The organism is Pluralibacter gergoviae ATCC 33028 = NBRC 105706 (genome assembly GCF_001598855.1).
Lineage (GTDB): Bacteria > Pseudomonadota > Gammaproteobacteria > Enterobacterales > Enterobacteriaceae > Pluralibacter > Pluralibacter gergoviae.
This window is the reverse complement of the sequence record NZ_BCZS01000001.1, coordinates 158,886-177,095: the sequence shown is the minus strand read 5'-3', so window position 1 is coordinate 177,095 and position 18,210 is coordinate 158,886. Positions and strand designations below refer to the sequence as shown.

Here is an 18,210-nt window from a genome sequence, read left to right as displayed (position 1 = left end):
AATAGACATTTAATTAAGGAGCTCTAGCGAATGAAAATGTTCAGAAACTACATTAACGGCCAGTGGGTCACGACGGCGAAGCAGTTCGAAGACCGCAATCCGGTCGATAACACGCTGGTGGGCATGGTGTACGAAGCCGGTAAAGCGGAAGTGGATGCCGCCGTGAAGGCCGCGCGCGCCGCGCTCGGCGGCCCGTGGGGTAAAATGACCCAGCAGCAGCGCTGCAACATGCTGGTTGCCGTCGCCGATGAAATCCACCGCCGCTTCGACGACTTTCTGGCGGCAGAAATCGCCGATACCGGTAAGCCGAAGGGGCTGGCAAGCCGGGTCGATATTCCGCGCGGCGGTGAGAACTTCCGCGATCTGGCGGATTTAAGCATGCGCTTTCCCACCGAAAGCTACACCTTTGATACGCCGGACGGCGGCAAAGCCATCAACTATGGTGTGCGCACGCCGCGCGGCGTCATCGCCGTTATCAGCCCGTGGAACCTGCCGCTGCTGCTGATGACCTGGAAAGTGGGCCCGGCGCTGGCCTGCGGCAACACCGTGGTGGTGAAGCCGTCCGAAGTGACGCCTGCCACCGCGACGCTGCTGGCGGAAGTCATGGAAACCGTCGGCCTGCCGCCCGGCGTCTTTAACCTGGTCCACGGTTTCGGCCCCGACTCGGCGGGCGCGTATCTGACCGAGCATCCCGACGTCGACGGCATTACCTTTACCGGCGAAACCCGCACCGGCGAAGCCATTATGAAGGCGGCGGCGAAAGGCGTGCGCCCCGTCTCTTTTGAACTGGGCGGCAAAAACGCCGGACTGGTGTTTGCCGACTGCGATTTCGATAAGGCCGTCGCCGGAATAACCCGCTCCGCCTTCGAAAATACCGGCCAGGTGTGCCTCGGCACCGAGCGCGTCTACGTGGAGCGGCCTATTTTTGACCGCTTTGTCGCCGCGCTGAAAAAGAGCGCCGAGAGCCTCAGGCCCGGCAATCCGTGGGACGAAGGCGTTAACTTCGGCCCGCTGGTCTCCCAGGAGCACTACAGCAAAGTGCTCTCCTACTACGAGAAGGCCAAAGCCGACGGCGCCACCGTCGTCACCGGCGGCGAACGCTGGCAGCTGCCCGGCGCGCTTGCCGAGGGCGCGTGGGTTAAGCCCACTATCTGGACCGGCCTGCCGGAGACGTCGGCGGTGATCCGCGAGGAAATTTTTGGCCCCTGCGTCCACCTCGCGCCGTTCGATACCGAAGAGGAGGCTATCGCGCTGGCCAACAATACTCCCTACGGCCTGGCCTGCACTGCGTGGACCACGGACGTCAGCCGCGCCCATCGCCTGGGCAGCGCCATTGAGGTGGGCATTTTCTGGATCAACAGCTGGTTCCTGCGCGATCTGCGCACCTCGTTCGGCGGCGCGAAGCAGTCGGGCATCGGCCGCGAAGGCGGTTCGCACACCTACGAGTTCTACACCGAAACCCGCAATATCTGCGTCAAGCTGTGAGGTACACAATGGAAGAGAAATTAGTTCGCTACGGGAACCTCCTCTACGAGGCGTGGAAAAACCGCCGCCCGATAGGCCCGCTGATCGCCGACGATCCGACGCTGACCATTGAGGACGCCTACCGGATCCAGCAGCAGATGATCGCCCGCCGCCTGGAGGCAACCGGTGAGCAGATCGTGGGCAAAAAGATCGGCGTCACCAGCAAAGTGGTCATGAAGATGCTGGACGTCCATCAGCCCGATTTCGGCATGCTGACCTCCGGCATGGTCTGCAACCACGGCGCGGCCATTGATACCCGCACGCTGATTGCCCCGAAGGCGGAAGGCGAAATCGCCTTTATTCTCAAGCGCGACTTGATCGGCCCCGGCGTCACCATCGCCGACGTGCTCGCCGCCACCGAGCTGGTGGTGCCCTGCATTGAGGTGGTCGACTCCCGCATCCGCGACTGGAAAATCACGATTCAGGATACGGTGGCCGATAACGCCTCCTCCGGCCTTATCGTGGTCGGCGACAGCGCCCTGTCGCCGCACGGCCTGGATCTGGCGCTGGTGGGTATGACCCTTGAGAAAAACGGCGAGGTGGTGGATACCGGGGCCGGAGCCGCAGCGCTGGGACATCCGGCCAATGCCGTGGCGTGGCTGGCAAATACGCTGGGGGCGCTGGATATTCCGCTGAATGCCGGCGAGATAATCCTCTCCGGCTCGCTGGCGGCGATGGTGCCCGTCAGCGCCGGAGACAGCCTCGCTATCAGCCTCGGCGGTCTCGGTACCGTCAGCGCGCGTTTTATTTGAGTAAGGGACACATTATGAATCTGAGCCAAACAACGCGCGAGCAGCTGGCAACCTATCTGGAAGAGGCGGAGCTGCAGCGCAAAGAAGTGATCAAAATTACCGACCAGTATCCCGATATGGACTGGGAGGACGCCTACGCCATTCAGGATATTATCCGCGCCCGCAAAGTGGCGCGCGGCGTGCAGATAAGCGGCCTCAAAATGGGCCTGACGTCCCACGCCAAGATGAAGCAGATGGGCGTAACCGAAGCAATCCACGGCTTCATTACCGACTATGGCTCGGTGGCGGACGGCGGCGAAATCGCCTGCTCTGAGCTGATTCATCCGAAGGTCGAGGCGGAAATTGCCTTTGTGACCAGGCGCCCGCTTAAGGGCCCGGGCTGCCACATCGGCGACGTGCTGGCGGCAACCGACTTCGTGCTGCCCGCGCTGGAGGTTATCGACTCGCGCTACAAGGATTTCCGCTTCGATCTGAAAAGCGTGATTGCCGATAACACCTCTTCCGCCCGCTATGTGCTCGGCGGCTATAGCCGCAGCCCGATGGGGCTCGACCTGCGCAATCTCGGCGTGGTGATGCATAAAAATGGCGAAGTGGTTGCCACCGCCGCCGGTTCGGCGGTGCTCGGACACCCGGCCAGCAGCGTAGCGATGCTGGCGAATATGCTGGGCGCGCGCGGCCAGGAGATCCCGGCGGGGACGCTTATTCTCACCGGCGGCATGACCGAGGCCGTGCCGGTCAGCGCGGGCGACAGCATCACCGTCAGCTATCAGAATCTGGGCAGTTTATCCGTGCGGTTTACCCGCTAGTTACATGATTACAGGCGCTTTTGCAGCCGCAGAGGCGCCTGCCAGCACCGGGGAAAAAAACAATGCCAATTATTCAGGTCAACCTTATCGAAGGGCGCAGCGACGCCCAGAAAGAGAAACTTATTGCCGCACTCACCGACGGCGCCGTACAGGCGCTGGACGCGCCGCGCGAAAGCGTGCGGGTGCTGATTTACGAGCTGCCTGCGAGCCACTGGGGCGTCGCGGGTAAGGCAAAAGGAAAAGCGGCGGGAGGCGATAGCAAATGAGTCAGGGAAAGGTAAAAGTCGCCATTATCGGTTCGGGCAATATCGGCACCGATTTGATGATAAAAATTCTGCATAACAGCGCCAGCCTGGAGGTTGCCGCGCTGGTCGGCATCGACCCGGCATCAGACGGCCTGGCGCGCGCCGCGCGCATGGGCGTGACCGCCATCAGCAGCGGCGTGGAGGGGCTGATTGCCATGCCCGGCTTCAGCGACATCAAAATCGTTTTTGACGCCACGTCGGCCTCGGCGCATCTGCACAATAATCAGCTGCTTCAGCAGCACGGCGTGCGGGTGATTGACTTAACGCCCGCGGCTATCGGCCCCTACGTGGTGCCGGCGATCAACCTCAATGACCAGTTGGATGCGCCCAACATCAATATGGTGACCTGCGGCGGCCAGGCGACCATTCCGATGGTTGCCGCCGTCTCCCGGGTCACGAAAGTGCACTACGCCGAAATTGTAGCGTCAATATCCAGCCGCTCCGCGGGCCCCGGCACCCGCGCCAACATTGATGAGTTCACCGAAACAACCTCCAGCGCAATAGAGAAAGTCGGCGGCGCCACGCGCGGTAAGGCCATCATCGTGCTCAATCCTGCCGAACCGCCGGTGATGATGCGCGATACCGTCTTTACCCTCAGCGATCCGGCCGACCGCGCCGCGATTGAGGCGAGCGTGGAGGAGATGGCCGCCGCTATTCAGAAATACGTGCCCGGCTATCGCCTGAAGCAGAAAGTGCAGTTCGATCTGTTTGACGACAATAATCCGCTCACCATCCCCGGCCTGGGGCGTATGACGGGCTTAAAAACGTCAATCTTCATTGAAGTGGAAGGCGCCGCGGACTACCTCCCCGCCTACGCCGGGAATCTGGATATCATGACCTCTGCCGCTAAGGCCTGCGCAGAGCGTCTGGCGCAAACGCGTTTACTGTAAGGAGCTGGCGATGAGCGCAATTGAGAAAAAACTGTTTATTTCCGACGTCACGCTGCGCGACGGCAGCCACGCCGTCCGCCATCAGTATACGCTGGAGCAGATCCGCGCCGTGGTCAGCGCGCTGGATCGGGCCGGCGTGGACTCCATTGAAATCGCCCACGGCGACGGCCTGTCAGGCTCCAGCTTTAACTACGGCTTCAGCAAACATTCCGATCTGGAGATGATCGCCGCCGCCGCCGAGTCAACCTCGCGGGCGATGCTGGCGACGCTGCTGATCCCGGGCATCGGTACCGTGCACGATCTGCACAACGCCCACGATGCAGGCGTTCGCCTGGTACGCGTGGCGACCCACTGCACCGAGGCCGATGTTTCGCGCCAGCATATCGAGCAGGCGCGCCTGCTGGGGATGGATACGGTCGGCTTTCTGATGATGAGCCACATGACCACGCCGCAAAATCTGGCAAAACAGGCCAAGCTGATGGAGAGCTACGGCGCCACCTGCATCTACGTGGTGGACTCCGCCGGGGCGATGACCATGGACGATGTCCGCGCCCGCTTCCGCGCGCTGAAGGAGGTGCTCAGGCCGGAAACCCTGACCGGTATGCATGCGCACCACAACCTGGCGCTGGGCGTTGCCAACTCCGTGGTGGCGGTTGAAGAGGGCTGCGATCGCATCGACGCAAGCCTTGCGGGGATGGGCGCCGGCGCGGGCAATGCGCCGCTGGAGGCGTTCATTGCCGTGGCCAATAAGCTCGGCTGGCGGCACGGCTGCGATCTTTACCGCCTGATGGACGCGGCGGAAAACATCGTCCGGCCGCTGCAAACGCGCCCGGTGCGTCTCGATCGCGATACGCTGGCCCTCGGCTACGCGGGCGTCTACTCAAGCTTTTTACGCCACGCGGAGACCGCCGCGCAGAAGTATCATCTCAATACCGTGGATATTCTGGTCGAGCTTGGCAAGCGTAAGATGGTGGGCGGTCAGGAGGATATGATCGTCGACGTTGCGCTGGATCTGCGCAACCGCTGACGAAGCGCCCCGCTTCGCCGTGAAGCGGGGCTGTTCTCACAGGGCGATATCGGCGATCTCTTTTTCCTGTACCTTCGCTGGCGCAGGCACCCGCTCAACCGGCGGCACGGGGTCCGCCTGCATCCGCGCGTCATACTTCAGGCCCAGCACCTCGCTGGTCCACGCCAGCGATTTCGCCGCCGCATCCGGATCGCGCGCGCCGCTGCCGTAGCCCGGCACTACCGCCCGCAGCTTCTCCTGCCACGCCGGGGTGCGGACCTTATCCTTAAAGACCTGCTCCATCAGCTGCAGCATAATCGGCGCCGCCGTCGACGCGCCGGGCGAAGCGCCCAGCAGGGCCGCGACCGTGCCTTCGTCGTCGCTGACCACTTCGGTACCCAGGCGCAGCACGCCGCCCTTCACAGGATCGCGCTTGATGATCTGCACCCGCTGCCCGGCCTGCCACAGCCGCCAGTCCTCTTTTTTCGCCTGCGGGTAGTAGGCCTGCAGGGCCGCCAGCCGCTCTTTGTCGGTCTGCAGCACCTGGCCGACCAGGTACTTCACCAGGTCGAAGTTATCGAGGCCGACGTTGAGCATCGGCATAATGTTGGAGGCGTTGGTGGAGGCCATCAGGTCCCACAGCGAGCCGTTTTTAAGAAACCGGGTCGAGAAGGTGGCAAAAGGCCCGAACAGCACCACCCGCTTGCCGTCGATGATGCGGGTGTCGATGTGCGGAACCGACATCGGCGGCGCGCCGACGGAGGCCTTACCGTACACCTTCGCAAGATGGTGGGTGGCGATATCCGGGTTTTCGCACACCATAAACTGGCCGCCCACCGGAAAGCCGGCGTACTCTTTGGCCTGCGGAATGCCGGTCTGCTGCAGCAGCTTGAGCGCCGCGCCGCCGGCGCCGATAAAGATAAATTTTGCGCGGATTTTTCGCCACTTGCGGCGATCTTTGGCATCAGAAACGGTGACTGTCCAGCTGTTGTCGGCGTTGCGCTTAAAGCGGCGCACCGCGGTGTTGAGCTGCAGCGAGAAGTTATCGTGCCGGCTCAGGCCGTCAATCAGCTGGCGGGTGATCTCCCCGTAGTTAACGTCGGTACCAATTTCGGTGCGCGTGGCGGCCACTTTCTGCTGCGGGTCGCGGCCCTCCATCACCAGCGGCGCCCACTGGCCGATCTGCTCGCGATCTTCGGAATAGCGCATCCCCTGAAACTGGGGGTACTGCTGGAGCGCGGCGTAGCGGGCGCGCAGGAAGTTAACGTTCTCTTCGCCCCAGACAAAGCTCATGTGCGGAACAGTATTAATAAACGTTTTCGGCTGGCGCAGCACCCCGCGGGTGACCTGATGGGCCCAGAACTGGCGGGAGACCTGGAAGGCCTCATTGATGGCAATGGCTTTATCAACGCTGACCGACCCGTCGCTTTTCTGCGGCGTATAGTTAAGCTCCATCAGCGCGGCGTGGCCGGTGCCGGCGTTATTCCAGCCGTTGGAGCTTTCTGAGGCTACGCTATCCATGCGTTCGACCATGGTAAGCGACCACTCCGGCTCCAGTTCCTGAAGCCAGGTGCCCAGAGTGGCACTCATGATGCCACCGCCAATCAACAATACATCCGTCTGGTGCTCGGTACGCAGACCGGCCTGCTCTGCCTGATTTTCGGCATGCGAACCAGCCGCCAGTGAGCGTCGTACGGCCATTTTTTTAGTCATCGTATTGAGCCTTACTGTACGCGCGTTTTCTATAGCGCAGGTGAAACGATTCGGGGATCACCACGTTATCACTCGTGATGATAAATTTAAATATTGTTTAAAGTTTAAGTTTGATTTTGAGATCTGTTAGAAAAATGTTTAATAAATGTATCTCTCAAATGAAAAAGGGTACTGGATAAGTGTGACTCAACGCGCTAAAATCGACCGTTTTGTGACTTCAGACACACACCATTGCTTATAGAAATCACACCATCCATAACCTTATAGTTACTATGCCAATGACCCCTGCTTCCCCCGCTACCGCGCAGCGCCACGCCGTTGCCGATATTCTGCGCTCGCCCGCACTGCTGACCCGCGAATCGCTGGCCGGCGTGATCACCGCCCTGGCGCTGATCCCGGAAGTGATTTCGTTTTCAGTCATCGCAGGCGTTGACCCGAAAGTAAGCCTGATCGCCTCGGTCGTGCTCTGCCTCGCCATGTCCGCGCTCGGCGGCCGCCCGGCGATGGTCACCGCCGCCGCGGGTTCGGTGGCGCTGGTCATTGGGCCGATGGTCCACCAGTACGGCGTCGGCTATATCCTGCCGGCGGTGGTGCTGGCCGGGATCATTCAGATTGCCTTTGGCGCGCTGGGAATGGCGAGGCTGATGCGTTTCATCCCGCAGGCGGTGATGACCGGTTTCGTGAATGCGCTGGGGATCCTGATCTTTTTTGCCCAGGTTCCGCACTTCTGGAGCCGCAGCCCGCTGATTCTGGGGCTGTTCGCCGCGACCCTGCTGATCGTCCTCTTTGCTCCCAGGGTCGTTAAGAGCATTCCCTCCCCGCTGATCGCGGTGGTGCTTCTGACCGTGGCAGCGTTCTACAGCGGACAGCCGCTGCCCACCGTCGGTGACGAAGGGTCGATGAGCGGCGGCCTGCCGGGCCTGACCGCGCTGCTGGTGCCGCTTAATCTGCAGACGCTGCAAATTATCTGGCCCTGCGCGCTGAGCATTGCTTTTGTCGGACTGATGGAGTCGCTGCTGACCGCAAAGCTGGTGGATGACCTGACCGCCACGCCGTCAAACAAATCGCGGGAGAGCGCCGGGCTGGGCGTGGCCAACATCCTCGCCGGGTTCTTTGGCGGCATCGCCGGCTGCGCGATGATCGGCCAGACAATTGTTAATGTTGAAATGGGTAAGGGGCGCTCGCGGGTATCCACCGCCGTTGCCGGGCTGGTGCTTCTGCTGCTGGTGACGGCGCTGAGCGAGGTGATGGCCAAAATTCCGATGGCGGTACTGGCGGGGATCATGGTGATTGTGGCGGTAAAAACCTTCAGCTGGCACAGCGTTCAGCCTGGCGTCCTGAAGCAGACGCCTTGGTCGGCAACGTTGGTAATGCTGGTGACGGTTGCCGCCACCGTCGGCACCGGCAACCTCGCCATCGGCGTACTGGCAGGGCTCATTGCCATGGCGCTGGTGCCGGGGCGCATTCGCCGCCGCCACGCGCTTAAATCAGAAACAGCGTCGCCAGTCCAAGAAAAATAAAGAAACCGCCGGTGTCGGTGATGGCGGTGATCAGCACGCTGGAGCCGACCGCCGGGTCGCGCCCCAGCCTGAGCATCACCATCGGGATCAGTACGCCCATCAGGGAGGCCACCAGCAGGTTAAGCACCATTGCCAGCATCATCACCGCGCCGAGCGCCGGGTCATGGTACAGACCCCAGGTGACCAGCCCCATAATGCCGCCCCACACCAGGCCGTTGATCAGCGCCACGCCCATTTCGCGCAGAATAAGAAAAGAGAAGTTGCCCGGCTGAATATGCTGCAGCGCCAGCGCCCGGACGATCATGGTGATGGTCTGGTTGCCGGTATTGCCGCCAATGCCGGCCACGATCGGCATCAGCGAGGCCAGCGCCACCAGCTTGGCGATGGTGTCTTCAAAGCCGTCGATCACCCGCGAGGCGATAAAGGCCGTGCAGAGATTCACCGCCAGCCACGCCCAGCGGGTTTTTACCGCCTTACCGATGGGCGCGAAGACGTCTTCTTCGTTGCTCAGCCCGCTCATCTGGCGAATATCGTTATCCGTCTCCTCGTACACCACGTCGACGATCTCGTCGATGGTCAGGCGGCCCAGCAGCTTGCCCGCGTCATCCACCACCCCGGCGCTTAACAGGTTGTCACGTTCGAAGGTGCGGGCCACCTTCTCAGGATCCTCCTGCGGATGGAAGGTCACCGGGGCGCTGTCCATCATATCGCTGACCAGGCGGCTGGCCGGGTGAAGAAGGATCGTCTGCAGGCTGAGCTCGCCCACCAGCACCTGATTGCGGTCGGTGACGAACAGCTTGTCGGTGTTCTCGGGCATTTTGCCAAGCCGCCGCAGATAGCGCTGCACGGCGCCGAGGGTCACCGCCGGGCGGATGGTGATCACCTCGAACTCCATGATCGCCCCGACGCTGTCCTGCTGATAGTTCATCACCTGGCGCACCCTGGCGCGCTCGCCCGGCGGCAGCGTGGTCAGCAGGCGGCCGGTCAGATTGCGCGGCAGGTGCTGAACGAGGTAGATTTTTTCATCAATATCCAGCCCTTCCAGGGCGTCAATCAGCGCCCTATCGCTCATCCCTTCAATCAGATCGTCCCAGACGCTTTCCGACGCTTCGTGCAGCACTTTACCCCGCTTGTCGTTGTCCACCAGCCCCCACAGGGCGTGGCGCTCCTCGCTGGGCAGCGCTTCCAGGGTATCCGCCAGGTCGGGCGCGGGAAGGTGGGCCACCAGGGCGCCGACTTCGGCAATGTCGTCCGCCAGCCGCCCCTCATCATACTGCTCGGCGAGGGTCAGCTTGCCGGTCAGCGCCGAGGTAATGGCTTTATCGGTGGTCAGCAGCCAGATAAGACGGGCGCGCTCTTCATCGCGAACTCTGGCGCTGTTTTTATGAAACACGGGCATCGGCAGGGAAATCCTTTTACGGGGGGACCAGCCACTAAGAATAGCGCGGGCCGTGATAAAAAATAACACGCCGCCGATCAAGTGGCGAAAAAGAGGCCAAAAGCCGCGCCGGGCGCGGCTTTTTTATCAGGCGGTGCGCGCTACCGCGTCGCGGGTAGCGGCCTCGCGCGCGTCGCCCTCAAGCTCGTACAGCCTGCCGCCGCGCATTTCCAGCAGCCTGTCGGCGTGCCTGAAGTAGCTGTCGTCGTGGCTGATGGCAAACAGGGTTTTGCCCATCTTTTGCATCAGCGGCAGCAGCACCTGGTAAAATTCGCGGCGAAAGTGCGGGTCCTGGTCCGCCGCCCACTCGTCGAGCAGCAGAATATCCCGCTCTTCGGCCAGGGCCAGCAGCAGGGCCACGCGCTTTTTTTGCCCCTTCGACAGCTGCAGGTTGAGGATCCGCCCCGCTTTCAGCTCAAGCTTTTCCTCCATCTGCAGATGCGCCAGCCACTTCGCCACCAGCGCCGGATCCGCCTGCCCGCCGCCGGGGCCGAGCAGCTGTGCAAACAGGCTGACGTCGGTAAACACCGCCGAGAAGAGGCTGCGGTACGCCTCCGGATGCTCTGCGGCCAGCGGCTCGCCGTCCACCAGGATCTGCCCGGCGGCGGGCTGATAAAGCCCGGTCAGCAGCATCGCGAGCGTTGACTTGCCGCTGCCGTTGCCGCCGATCAGAAACACGTTTTCTCCGCGCCGCAGGGTCAGGTTAATCGGCCCGACGGCAAAGGCGCCGTCCTGATAGCAGAACGTCACCTCGCACAGCTCCAGCGTCTGCCAGCCGCGGCGGGCCCGGGGGCGGGGAAAGTCGGCGCGATAGGGCGCCAGCGAAAACTGCGCGAGCTTGTTGAAGGCGACCTCGGCGCTGAGCAGCGTCGGCAGCGCACCGACGGCGGAGAGCAGCGGCGTGCGCAGAAACAGCAGCGTCAGCGAGTAGGTGGCGGCGATCGCGGTGTTGGCCCAGCCCAGACCGTTGGCCATCCAGAATACCAGGCCGATCGCGCCGAGCATCATAATATTGGACCAGTTCACGGCGCTGAGGTGGAAGGTATCGGCGCGGATAATGTGGTGGCGATACTCGCGGGCGTCGGGTAAGAATTGCTGGCGGTAGACGTACTCCGCCCGCTCGCGGTTGAGGGCCAGCTCCTTGCGTCCTTCCAGCACCGTCTGGTAATCGCCGTGCAGCTTATCCTCCGTCTCGCGCAGGGTTGCCAGATGCTTATAGACGCGCGAGACCAGCGCGAAGCCGCCCCAGATAGTCAGCGCCAGCCACAGCGCCGTGACCAGCAGCATTTTTCCCGACAGCCAGGCAAGCCAGGCCGCAGAGCCGAGGGTAAGAACGATCCCCTGCACCAGTTCGGGCAGGCGGACAAAGGCAACGGTGATATTGCGCACGTCGCTGGTCAGGGCCGCCAGCAGTGCGGCGCTGCCGATCCTGTCGACCTGCTCCACATGGGTGTCGAGGAGGCGCTTGATAAACTCTCCGCGCAGGCGGTAGACAAAATGGTGGCCGAGCGCGGTCAGCGCCAGCTGGGAGCCGAGGGTCACCGCCATCAGCAGCAGCAGTAAACCGAGAAACTCCGGCAGCACCCGCAGCGAGACGTCTACGCTTGCGATCAGCCGCTGGTTGATGAAGGCGATAAGCCCGATGCCGAGGGCGGCGCTCAGCATACTCAGCGCCATCACCGCAAGAAACGGCCAGCGGTACTGCCGCCAGACCAGAAGGAGGAGTTGCATATCAGTTTCCCGGACAAACACAAAACAGCCCGCAGTTTAAACGGGCGGCGGACGACATCAAGAATAATTCTTATTTTTATTGCCGCTGCCGGTCTGGCGGAAAGTGAGATTGATCCGGCAGGCGCCGGTCAGCGGGTGATCGCCCGCCTTTAGCGGCTGAATGCCGTGATAGAAAAGCCGGGACGGCCCGCCCCACACCACCACGTCGCCGTGCTCGAGCAGCAGGCGGCGCAGCGGATCGCTGCGCTGCAGGCCGCCGAACTGAAACACGGCGGGCAGCCCCAGCGAGACGGAAACAATGGGCGCGCCGAGGTCTTTTTCGTCGCGATCCTGGTGCAGGGAGAGTTTGGCGCCCACCGCGTAGCGGTTGATCAGGCAGGCGTCCGGCGCAAAGCCGTCATAGCCCGCCTCGCGGGCGCAGGCCCGGGCCAGCGCCAGGAAAGCGTCAGGCATCGCCGGCCAGCGCCTGCCGGTCTGCGGATCCCTCGGCGAGTAGAGATAGCCGCGCGCGTCCGTGGTCCAGCCCAGCTCGCCGCAGTTGCTCATGGCAACGGACATCGTATAGCCGCCCGGCGTCACCATCTGGCGCAGCGGCGAGTCGGTAACCACCTGGCCCACGCCAGCCATCAGGCCCGGCGCATCCGCCAGCGCACGGCGGCGAAGAATGACGGCGCCCGGCGCCAGCGGCTCCTGCCAGGGCGGTGTATCAGCAAACAGATCCAGCATAGCCATGCCTCCGCAGCGCTACTTTGCGTCGCCGACGAGAAAGGGTTTAAACTGCGGCGACATCCAGGTTTGAAACGTCTCTCCCTGTTTATAGATGAAATACGCGGCAAGGCCCTGCTCGCGGACCACCTCTTTGGCCTTTTCCGTGCCCAGCACCATCAGGCCGGTATCCCAGCCGTCGGCCTCAAGGGCCGTTGGCGCAATCACCGTCACCGACACCAGCTTGTGCTGAATAGGCTCGCCGGTCTGCGGATCGATCACGTGGGAAATGCGCCGGCCGTCCAGTTCATAATAGTTGCGGTAGCTGCCCGAGGTGCTGATCCCGTGACCGTTAATATCCACAATGGCCTGCACCGCATTCTCGCGGTCGGTGGGCTTCTGAATCGCCACCCGCCACGGCCTGCCGCTGGCGTTCATTCCCCGGCTGACCAGCGCCCCGCCGACGGAGACCAGATAGCGCGAAATCCCCTCCTGCGCCATCAGGCGCGCCAGGTGATCGGCCGCATAGCCCTCTCCCACCGTTGAGAGATCGACATACAATCCCGGCAGATCCTTTTGCAGGTACTGGCTGCCGGCCTGATTGATCACCGTCAGGTGCTGCAGGCCGGTGCGCGCCTTCGCGGCGGCAATCTGCTCAGCCGAGGGGGTTTTTACCGGCTGCTTGTCCGGGCCAAAGCCCCACAGGTTGACCAGCGGCCCCACGGTAATATCCATTGCGCCGCCGGTTTTGCTGCCGATGCGCAGCGACGCGGTGACGATATCGGCGATAGCCTCGGACACCGGCCAGGGCGCGGTGCTGTCTGAGCGGTTGAAGCGCATCAGCGCAGAGTTCGCTTTCCAGGTTGAGAGCTGCATATCATCAGCATCCAGCTGGGCCTGGACCTTGCGGCGCAGCGCGTCGGCGCGGGCGCCGTCGACGCCGATGACGCTAACGCGCCAGAAGGTGCCCATGGTTTTGCCTTCCAGTACGGTAGCCGGCGTGACGGCGGTAGGGGTAGTGCTGCTGTCGCAGCCGCCGATCGTCAGAACGACGGCGGCGAGGGCGGAAATCATTAACGTACGCATATTCAGTGGCTGTCCTCTTGTCTGCCGGCAAGGGTACACCAATCTGGCTAAACGGCGGATAAAAAAAGGGCCCCGCAGGGCCCTTTGAACAGCTTGCCAGCGGCAGGCCGTCGATTAGAACTGGTAAACCACGCCCACAGCAACGATGTTGTCGGTGCTGGTTCCGGAAGCGCGGGTAAAGTCGCTCTTGTCGATCAGGTTGATTTTGTAGTCAACAAAAGTGGAGATGTTTTTGTTGAAGTAGTAGTAGGTACCGACATCAACGTATTTAACCAGGTCTTCTTTGCCGTAGTCCTGGCCAGCGCCGCTGATTTTCTTACCGCGGGACTGCAGGTAGGCGATGGACGGACGCAGGCCGAAGTCGAACTGGTACTGGGCCACGGCTTCAAAGTTCTGCGATTTGTTGGCGAAGCCGTAAGCGCCTTCGTCGTCGCTGCCGAAGCGGTTGGCGTTGTAGGCCTGGGTAAACTGAGCGGCCAGGTAGATGTTGTTGGCGTCATACTTCACGCCGCCGGTGTAGGCGGTAGCGCGATCGCCGCTGCCCATATAGCCATCGGAGTTCTGGCGGGAGGTGCGCTTGGAGCTGGTGACCGCGCCACCGATGCTGAAGCCTTCGCCGAAGTCATAGGTCAGAGAGCCGCCGAAGCCGTCGCCGTTCTGACGCAGGCCTTTACGACCGTTGTTGGTGGCGTTATGACCGTCGTTCTCGCCGTCCGGGCTGCCGTTTTTACCCTGCCACTGCAGCGCCAGGTTCAGGCCGTCTACCAGGCCGAAGAAGTCGGTGTTGCGGTAGGTCAGCATGCCGTTGCCGCGCTGCATCATGAAGTTGTCCGCACCGTAGGTGTCGCCGCCGAATTCCGGCAGAACGTCGGTCCAGGAAGTGATGTCGTAGGTCACGCCGTAGTTACGGCCGTAGTCGATAGAACCGGTGTCGGCGAAGCGCAGACCGGCGAAGCCAACGCGGGTCCAGGTGTCGTTGCCGCTTTCGTCCTGGTTAGCCATGACCTGATATTCCCACTGGCCGTAGCCGGTTACCTGGTCGTTTACCTGAGTTTCGCCTTTGAAGCCGATACGGATGTAGGACTGGTCGCCATCAAGGCCGTTGTCATCAGAGAAGTAGTGCTCGCCGTCAACCTTTCCGTACAGATCTAATTTGTTACCGTCTTTATTATAGATTTCAGCCGCATTGGCCGCGCCCGCTACCAGCAGGGCCGGTACCAGGAGAGAAAGTACTTTAACTTTCATGTTATTAACCCTCTGTTTGTTATATGCCTTTTTTTATATGCCACTGCTTACTGATTAACCCTCTAATCAGTCGGCAACCACATTGTGCGGTAAAATGCAGAAATATCCAACCTGAAAATGATACCAGAATCATAAAAATGTTTCATATTTCGATCAGAATATTTCAAAATGTAAAAAAGAGGGAACTTTTAGATGCCACGAAAAGCTAAAAAATAACGCACTTAAAAACAAGAAGAATAGATAGTTAATTGATTTTTAAGAATATATTATAAGACATTTTTACCGCACTGAATGGTAAAACAAAATTACTTGGTTTCTATAACATATTCAACGCTATCATCATTAACTTTATTTATTACCGTCATTCAGCTCTGAATGCCAGTTTACCCTTATTCCAACCGGATGCTTCGCATCCGGTTTTTTTTACCTTTCTTTACACTCCGTGGCGGCATCATATGCTACCGCAAGTAAATTATAACAATTATTAAATATTCGATATTCTTGGTAGTTTCCCTTATTTGTGCTACAGCTTCCATTCCTGCAAAATTCTTTTCACGCCCCTCCCCCGTCATTTCGCGGATAACGCCCGACGCTCGCTTTCTTTACCCACTGCGATCTGCGCCGCATCTGGAGGCTGACAGATTTGTCACCGCGCGGTTACCCGGATGCAACTTGCGCCATTTTATGTATATACTGCCTGCTGAACGTTAACCTGCAGGACACGTTACGGATAGCCGGATGAATATCACTCGCGCAACCGGCGCTGTTACACCACGGATCCCACACGCTAATGAGTCATTCTGACACAATGATCCCAAATAAATTTTCGCTCATGCCGGGCAGCATTACCCGCTTCTTCCTCCTGCTGATCGTCGTTCTGCTGGTGACGATGGGCGTTATGATCCAGAGCGCCGTCAATGCGTGGCTGAAGGATAAGAGCTATCAGATAGTCGATATGACCCACGCGGTCCACAAGCGTATCGATACCTGGCGCTACGCCACCTGGCAGATATATGACAATATTGCCGCCTCCGGCGTGGAAGCGAAAGTCGATAGCGGCGCTCAGGAGATCCGCCTTAAGCAGGACGTCTACTACCTGGATAAGCCGCGCCGCAAAACGGAAGCGCTGATTTTCGGTTCGCACGACAGCGCGACCCTCGGAATGACGCAGAAAATGTCCGGCTATCTCGATACGCTGTGGGGCGCAGAGACCGCCCCCTGGTCGATGTACTATCTCAATGGCCAGGATAACAGCCTGATCCTTATCTCCACGCTACCGCTCAAAGATCTCTCTGCCGGCTTTAAGGACTCTACTATCGGCAGCATTGTGGACAGCCGCCGGGCAGAGATGCTGCAGCAGGCCAACACGCTTGACGAACGCGAGAGCTTCTCTCTCCTGCGCCAGCTGGCGTGGCAGAACGGTCACTACTTCACCCTGCGCACCACCTTTAACCAGCCGGGCCACCTGGCCACCGTCGTGGCCTTCGATCTGCCCATCAACGACCTCATCCCGCCGGGCATGTCGCCAGACAGCTTCCGTTTTGAGAGCGACGCCTCGCCGCTCAATGTGCGCAGCAATGATAAAGAGACGGCGGACAGCGTAAACGTCAGTTTTAACGGCGGTCAGATTGACGTCAGCTCTGCGGTTAACTCCACCTCAATGCGGCTGATCTGGCAGGTGCCGCTCGGCGCGCTGCTGCTCGATACGCTGCAAAATATACTGCTGCCGCTGCTGCTCAATATCGGGCTGCTGGCGCTGGCGCTGTTTGGCTACACGACGTTTCGCCACTACACCGGCGGCGGCCGCCGTCGGACTGAGGCGGGTGCCGCCGCTGCGCCGGTGAACGGTGAGCTGCGCGCGCTTAAGGCCATTAATGAAGAGATCGTCTCTTTGCTGCCGCTGGGTCTGCTGGTGCATGACCAGGAGTCAAACCGCACCATTATCAGTAATAAAATTGCCGATCACCTGCTGCCGCACCTGAACCTGCAGAACATCACCAATATGGCCGACCAGCACCAGGGGGTGATCCACGCTACCGTCAATAATGAACTCTATGAGATCCGCCAGTTTCGCAGCCAGGTCTCGGCGCGCACGCAGATTTTTGTGATCCGCGATCAGGATAAAGAAGTGCTGGTGAATAAAAAACTCAAGCAGGCCCAGCGCCTGTACGAGAAAAACCAGCAGGGGCGGACCGCCTTTATGCAAAATATCGGCGCCGCGCTAAGGCAGCCGATACAGCAGCTGGCGGAGAAAGCGGCTGCTGTCGACGGCGCGGAGGGCATCAGACTTGCCCGCGAGGCCGATACCCTGGTGCGGCTGGTGGACGAAATCCAGCTGGCAAATATGCTGGAAAACGACGGCTGGAAAAGTTCTCAGAGCCTGTTTTCGATTCAGGAACTGATCGATGAGGTCGTACCGGAAGTGCTGCCAGCCATCAAGCGCAAGGGGCTGCAGTTGCTGATTAATAATCAGATAGCCGCCGGTGAAGAGCGCCACGGCGATCGCGAAGCGCTCAAGCGCATCCTGCAGCTGCTTATCCAGTACGCCATCACCACCACCCAGATAGGCAAGATAACGCTGGAGGTGAGCCAGGACGAATCGGGCGACGACCGGCTGACCTTCCGCATCCTTGATACCGGCAACGGCGTCAGCAGCAGCGAAGTCGACAATCTTCACTTCCCGTTCCTCAACGAAACTCAGGGCGATCGCTACGGTAAGGCCAACCCCCTCGCCTTCTGGCTCTGCGACCGCCTGGCGCGCAAGCTCGGCGGGCATCTGAATATTAAGGCCAGAGAGTCGCTCGGCACCCGCTATTCACTGCACGTCAAAATGGCGGCCCAGGCGCAGGAAGCGGCGCCGGAAGAGAAGCTGCTCGATGACGTCGTGGTGATGATCGATATCACCTCTAACGATATCCGCAATATCGTGGTGCGTCACCTGGAGGGCTGGGGCGCAAGCTGCATCACGCCGGATGAGAGGGTCGTGAGTCAAGACTACGATCTCTTTTTGACAGATAATCCGTCTAATCTTACTGCGCCGGGGCTGCTTTTAAGCGATGATGTGGCCGGGATCCGTAAGCTGGGCCCGGGCCTTTTGCAGGTCAACTTTAATATCAGTAATACAATGCAGGAAGCTGTCTTACAGCTTATTGAAGAGCAGCTGGCGCAAGAAGAGAATGTGGCAACGCCAACCGGCACCAACGCCAATGCAGAACTCCATGCCAGCGGCTATTACGCGCTGTTTGTCGACACAGTTCCGGAAGATGTTAAGAGGCTGTATACTGAGTCAGCAACGCGGGACTTCGCCGCGCTGGCACAGACGGCTCACCGCCTGAAAGGCGTGTTTGCCATGCTTAATCTTTTACCCGGCAAGCAGTTATGTGAAACGCTGGAGCAGCTCATTCGTGAGAAAGATGCCCCCGGCACAGAGAAATATATCGGCGATATTGACGCTTATGTCAAAAGCCTGATGTAGCAAGGTATCCTAAT

14 protein-coding genes are annotated in these 18,210 nt (G+C 60.4%); 8 read left to right on the top strand and 6 right to left on the bottom strand.

Annotation, left to right across the window (positions count from 1 at the left end; genetic code table 11):
• The first annotated feature begins 30 nt into the window (after positions 1-30).
• The 6 genes from ENGE1_RS00830 to dmpG all read left to right on the top strand — a co-directional run bounded on the left by ENGE1_RS00830 (position 31) and on the right by dmpG (position 5,304).
• Complete coding sequence (locus ENGE1_RS00830) at positions 31-1,485, top strand: 2-hydroxymuconic semialdehyde dehydrogenase (RefSeq protein ID WP_048253890.1); 1,455 nt, start codon at positions 31-33, stop codon at positions 1,483-1,485.
• An 8-nt stretch (positions 1,486-1,493) separates the two neighbouring features.
• A complete protein-coding gene (dmpE, locus tag ENGE1_RS00825) occupies positions 1,494-2,276 on the top strand; it encodes a 2-oxopent-4-enoate hydratase (protein ID WP_048253889.1) in 783 nt (260 codons plus the stop codon).
• A 14-nt stretch (positions 2,277-2,290) separates the two neighbouring features.
• Entirely contained in the window at positions 2,291-3,082 is a 792-nt protein-coding gene (gene dmpH / locus ENGE1_RS00820; protein WP_048253888.1) for a 2-oxo-3-hexenedioate decarboxylase, read from the top strand.
• A 62-nt stretch (positions 3,083-3,144) separates the two neighbouring features.
• Positions 3,145-3,348, top strand: coding sequence for a 4-oxalocrotonate tautomerase (locus ENGE1_RS00815; protein ID WP_043082797.1), 204 nt, complete (start codon positions 3,145-3,147; stop codon positions 3,346-3,348).
• Positions 3,345-4,277, top strand: a complete 933-nt coding sequence (locus ENGE1_RS00810; protein WP_043082795.1) for an acetaldehyde dehydrogenase (acetylating) — start codon at positions 3,345-3,347, stop codon at positions 4,275-4,277. Before ENGE1_RS00815 ends, ENGE1_RS00810 begins: the two co-directional genes overlap by 4 nt.
• Positions 4,278-4,287: 10 nt before the next feature.
• Complete coding sequence (gene dmpG, locus ENGE1_RS00805) at positions 4,288-5,304, top strand: 4-hydroxy-2-oxovalerate aldolase (protein ID WP_043082794.1); 1,017 nt, start codon at positions 4,288-4,290, stop codon at positions 5,302-5,304.
• 36 nt (positions 5,305-5,340) lie between these two features.
• Here the strand turns inward: dmpG and mqo are convergent, their stop codons facing one another.
• On the bottom strand, positions 5,341-6,996 hold the full coding sequence (gene mqo / locus ENGE1_RS00800) for a malate dehydrogenase (quinone) (protein WP_048253887.1): 1,656 nt from the start codon (positions 6,994-6,996) through the stop codon (positions 5,341-5,343).
• A 272-nt stretch (positions 6,997-7,268) separates the two neighbouring features.
• Here mqo and ENGE1_RS00795 point away from each other — a divergent pair, with 272 nt between their 5' ends.
• Positions 7,269-8,516: a SulP family inorganic anion transporter gene (locus ENGE1_RS00795; protein ID WP_086498729.1), complete on the top strand. Its 1,248-nt coding sequence runs from the start codon at positions 7,269-7,271 to the stop codon at positions 8,514-8,516.
• Here the strand turns inward: ENGE1_RS00795 and mgtE are convergent.
• The 5 genes from mgtE to ompC all read right to left on the bottom strand — a co-directional run bounded on the left by mgtE (position 8,479) and on the right by ompC (position 14,721).
• Positions 8,479-9,915: a magnesium transporter gene (gene mgtE / locus ENGE1_RS00790; RefSeq protein WP_043082786.1), complete on the bottom strand. Its 1,437-nt coding sequence runs from the start codon at positions 9,913-9,915 to the stop codon at positions 8,479-8,481. The two genes, ENGE1_RS00795 and mgtE, sit on opposite strands and share 38 nt — an antisense overlap.
• A gap of 126 nt (positions 9,916-10,041) precedes the next feature.
• Positions 10,042-11,685 carry a multidrug ABC transporter permease/ATP-binding protein gene (locus ENGE1_RS00785; protein ID WP_048253885.1) on the bottom strand — a complete coding sequence of 548 codons (1,644 nt, stop codon included), beginning with the start codon at positions 11,683-11,685 and terminating at the stop codon, positions 10,042-10,044.
• Between the two features lie 57 nt (positions 11,686-11,742).
• On the bottom strand, positions 11,743-12,411 hold the full coding sequence (alkB, locus tag ENGE1_RS00780) for a DNA oxidative demethylase AlkB (protein ID WP_048253884.1): 669 nt from the start codon (positions 12,409-12,411) through the stop codon (positions 11,743-11,745).
• A gap of 18 nt (positions 12,412-12,429) precedes the next feature.
• Positions 12,430-13,476 (bottom strand): FAD:protein FMN transferase ApbE, encoded by a 1,047-nt coding sequence (apbE, locus tag ENGE1_RS00775; RefSeq protein WP_048253883.1) that lies wholly within the window; start codon positions 13,474-13,476, stop codon positions 12,430-12,432.
• Positions 13,477-13,590: 114 nt separating this feature from the next.
• On the bottom strand, positions 13,591-14,721 hold the full coding sequence (ompC, locus tag ENGE1_RS00770; RefSeq protein WP_043082781.1) for a porin OmpC: 1,131 nt from the start codon (positions 14,719-14,721) through the stop codon (positions 13,591-13,593).
• Positions 14,722-15,511: 790 nt separating this feature from the next.
• Here ompC and rcsD point away from each other — a divergent pair.
• A complete protein-coding gene (gene rcsD / locus ENGE1_RS00765) occupies positions 15,512-18,196 on the top strand; it encodes a phosphotransferase RcsD (RefSeq protein WP_081214685.1) in 2,685 nt (894 codons plus the stop codon).
• Positions 18,197-18,210: the final 14 nt, after the last annotated feature.

Coding starts and splice junctions, on each gene's coding strand:
- mgtE (WP_043082786.1), bottom strand. CDS start 9,915: ATGCCCGTGTTTCATAAAAACAGCGCCAGAGTTCGCGATGAAGAGCGC.
- ENGE1_RS00785 (WP_048253885.1), bottom strand. CDS start 11,685: ATGCAACTCCTCCTTCTGGTCTGGCGGCAGTACCGCTGGCCGTTTCTT.
- ENGE1_RS00830 (WP_048253890.1), top strand. CDS start 31: ATGAAAATGTTCAGAAACTACATTAACGGCCAGTGGGTCACGACGGCG.
- dmpG (WP_043082794.1), top strand. CDS start 4,288: ATGAGCGCAATTGAGAAAAAACTGTTTATTTCCGACGTCACGCTGCGC.
- dmpH (WP_048253888.1), top strand. CDS start 2,291: ATGAATCTGAGCCAAACAACGCGCGAGCAGCTGGCAACCTATCTGGAA.
- mqo (WP_048253887.1), bottom strand. CDS start 6,996: ATGACTAAAAAAATGGCCGTACGACGCTCACTGGCGGCTGGTTCGCAT.
- ompC (WP_043082781.1), bottom strand. CDS start 14,721: ATGAAAGTTAAAGTACTTTCTCTCCTGGTACCGGCCCTGCTGGTAGCG.
- alkB (WP_048253884.1), bottom strand. CDS start 12,411: ATGCTGGATCTGTTTGCTGATACACCGCCCTGGCAGGAGCCGCTGGCG.
- ENGE1_RS00815 (WP_043082797.1), top strand. CDS start 3,145: ATGCCAATTATTCAGGTCAACCTTATCGAAGGGCGCAGCGACGCCCAG.
- apbE (WP_048253883.1), bottom strand. CDS start 13,476: ATGCGTACGTTAATGATTTCCGCCCTCGCCGCCGTCGTTCTGACGATC.
- dmpE (WP_048253889.1), top strand. CDS start 1,494: ATGGAAGAGAAATTAGTTCGCTACGGGAACCTCCTCTACGAGGCGTGG.
- rcsD (WP_081214685.1), top strand. CDS start 15,512: ATGAGTCATTCTGACACAATGATCCCAAATAAATTTTCGCTCATGCCG.
- ENGE1_RS00795 (WP_086498729.1), top strand. CDS start 7,269: ATGCCAATGACCCCTGCTTCCCCCGCTACCGCGCAGCGCCACGCCGTT.
- ENGE1_RS00810 (WP_043082795.1), top strand. CDS start 3,345: ATGAGTCAGGGAAAGGTAAAAGTCGCCATTATCGGTTCGGGCAATATC.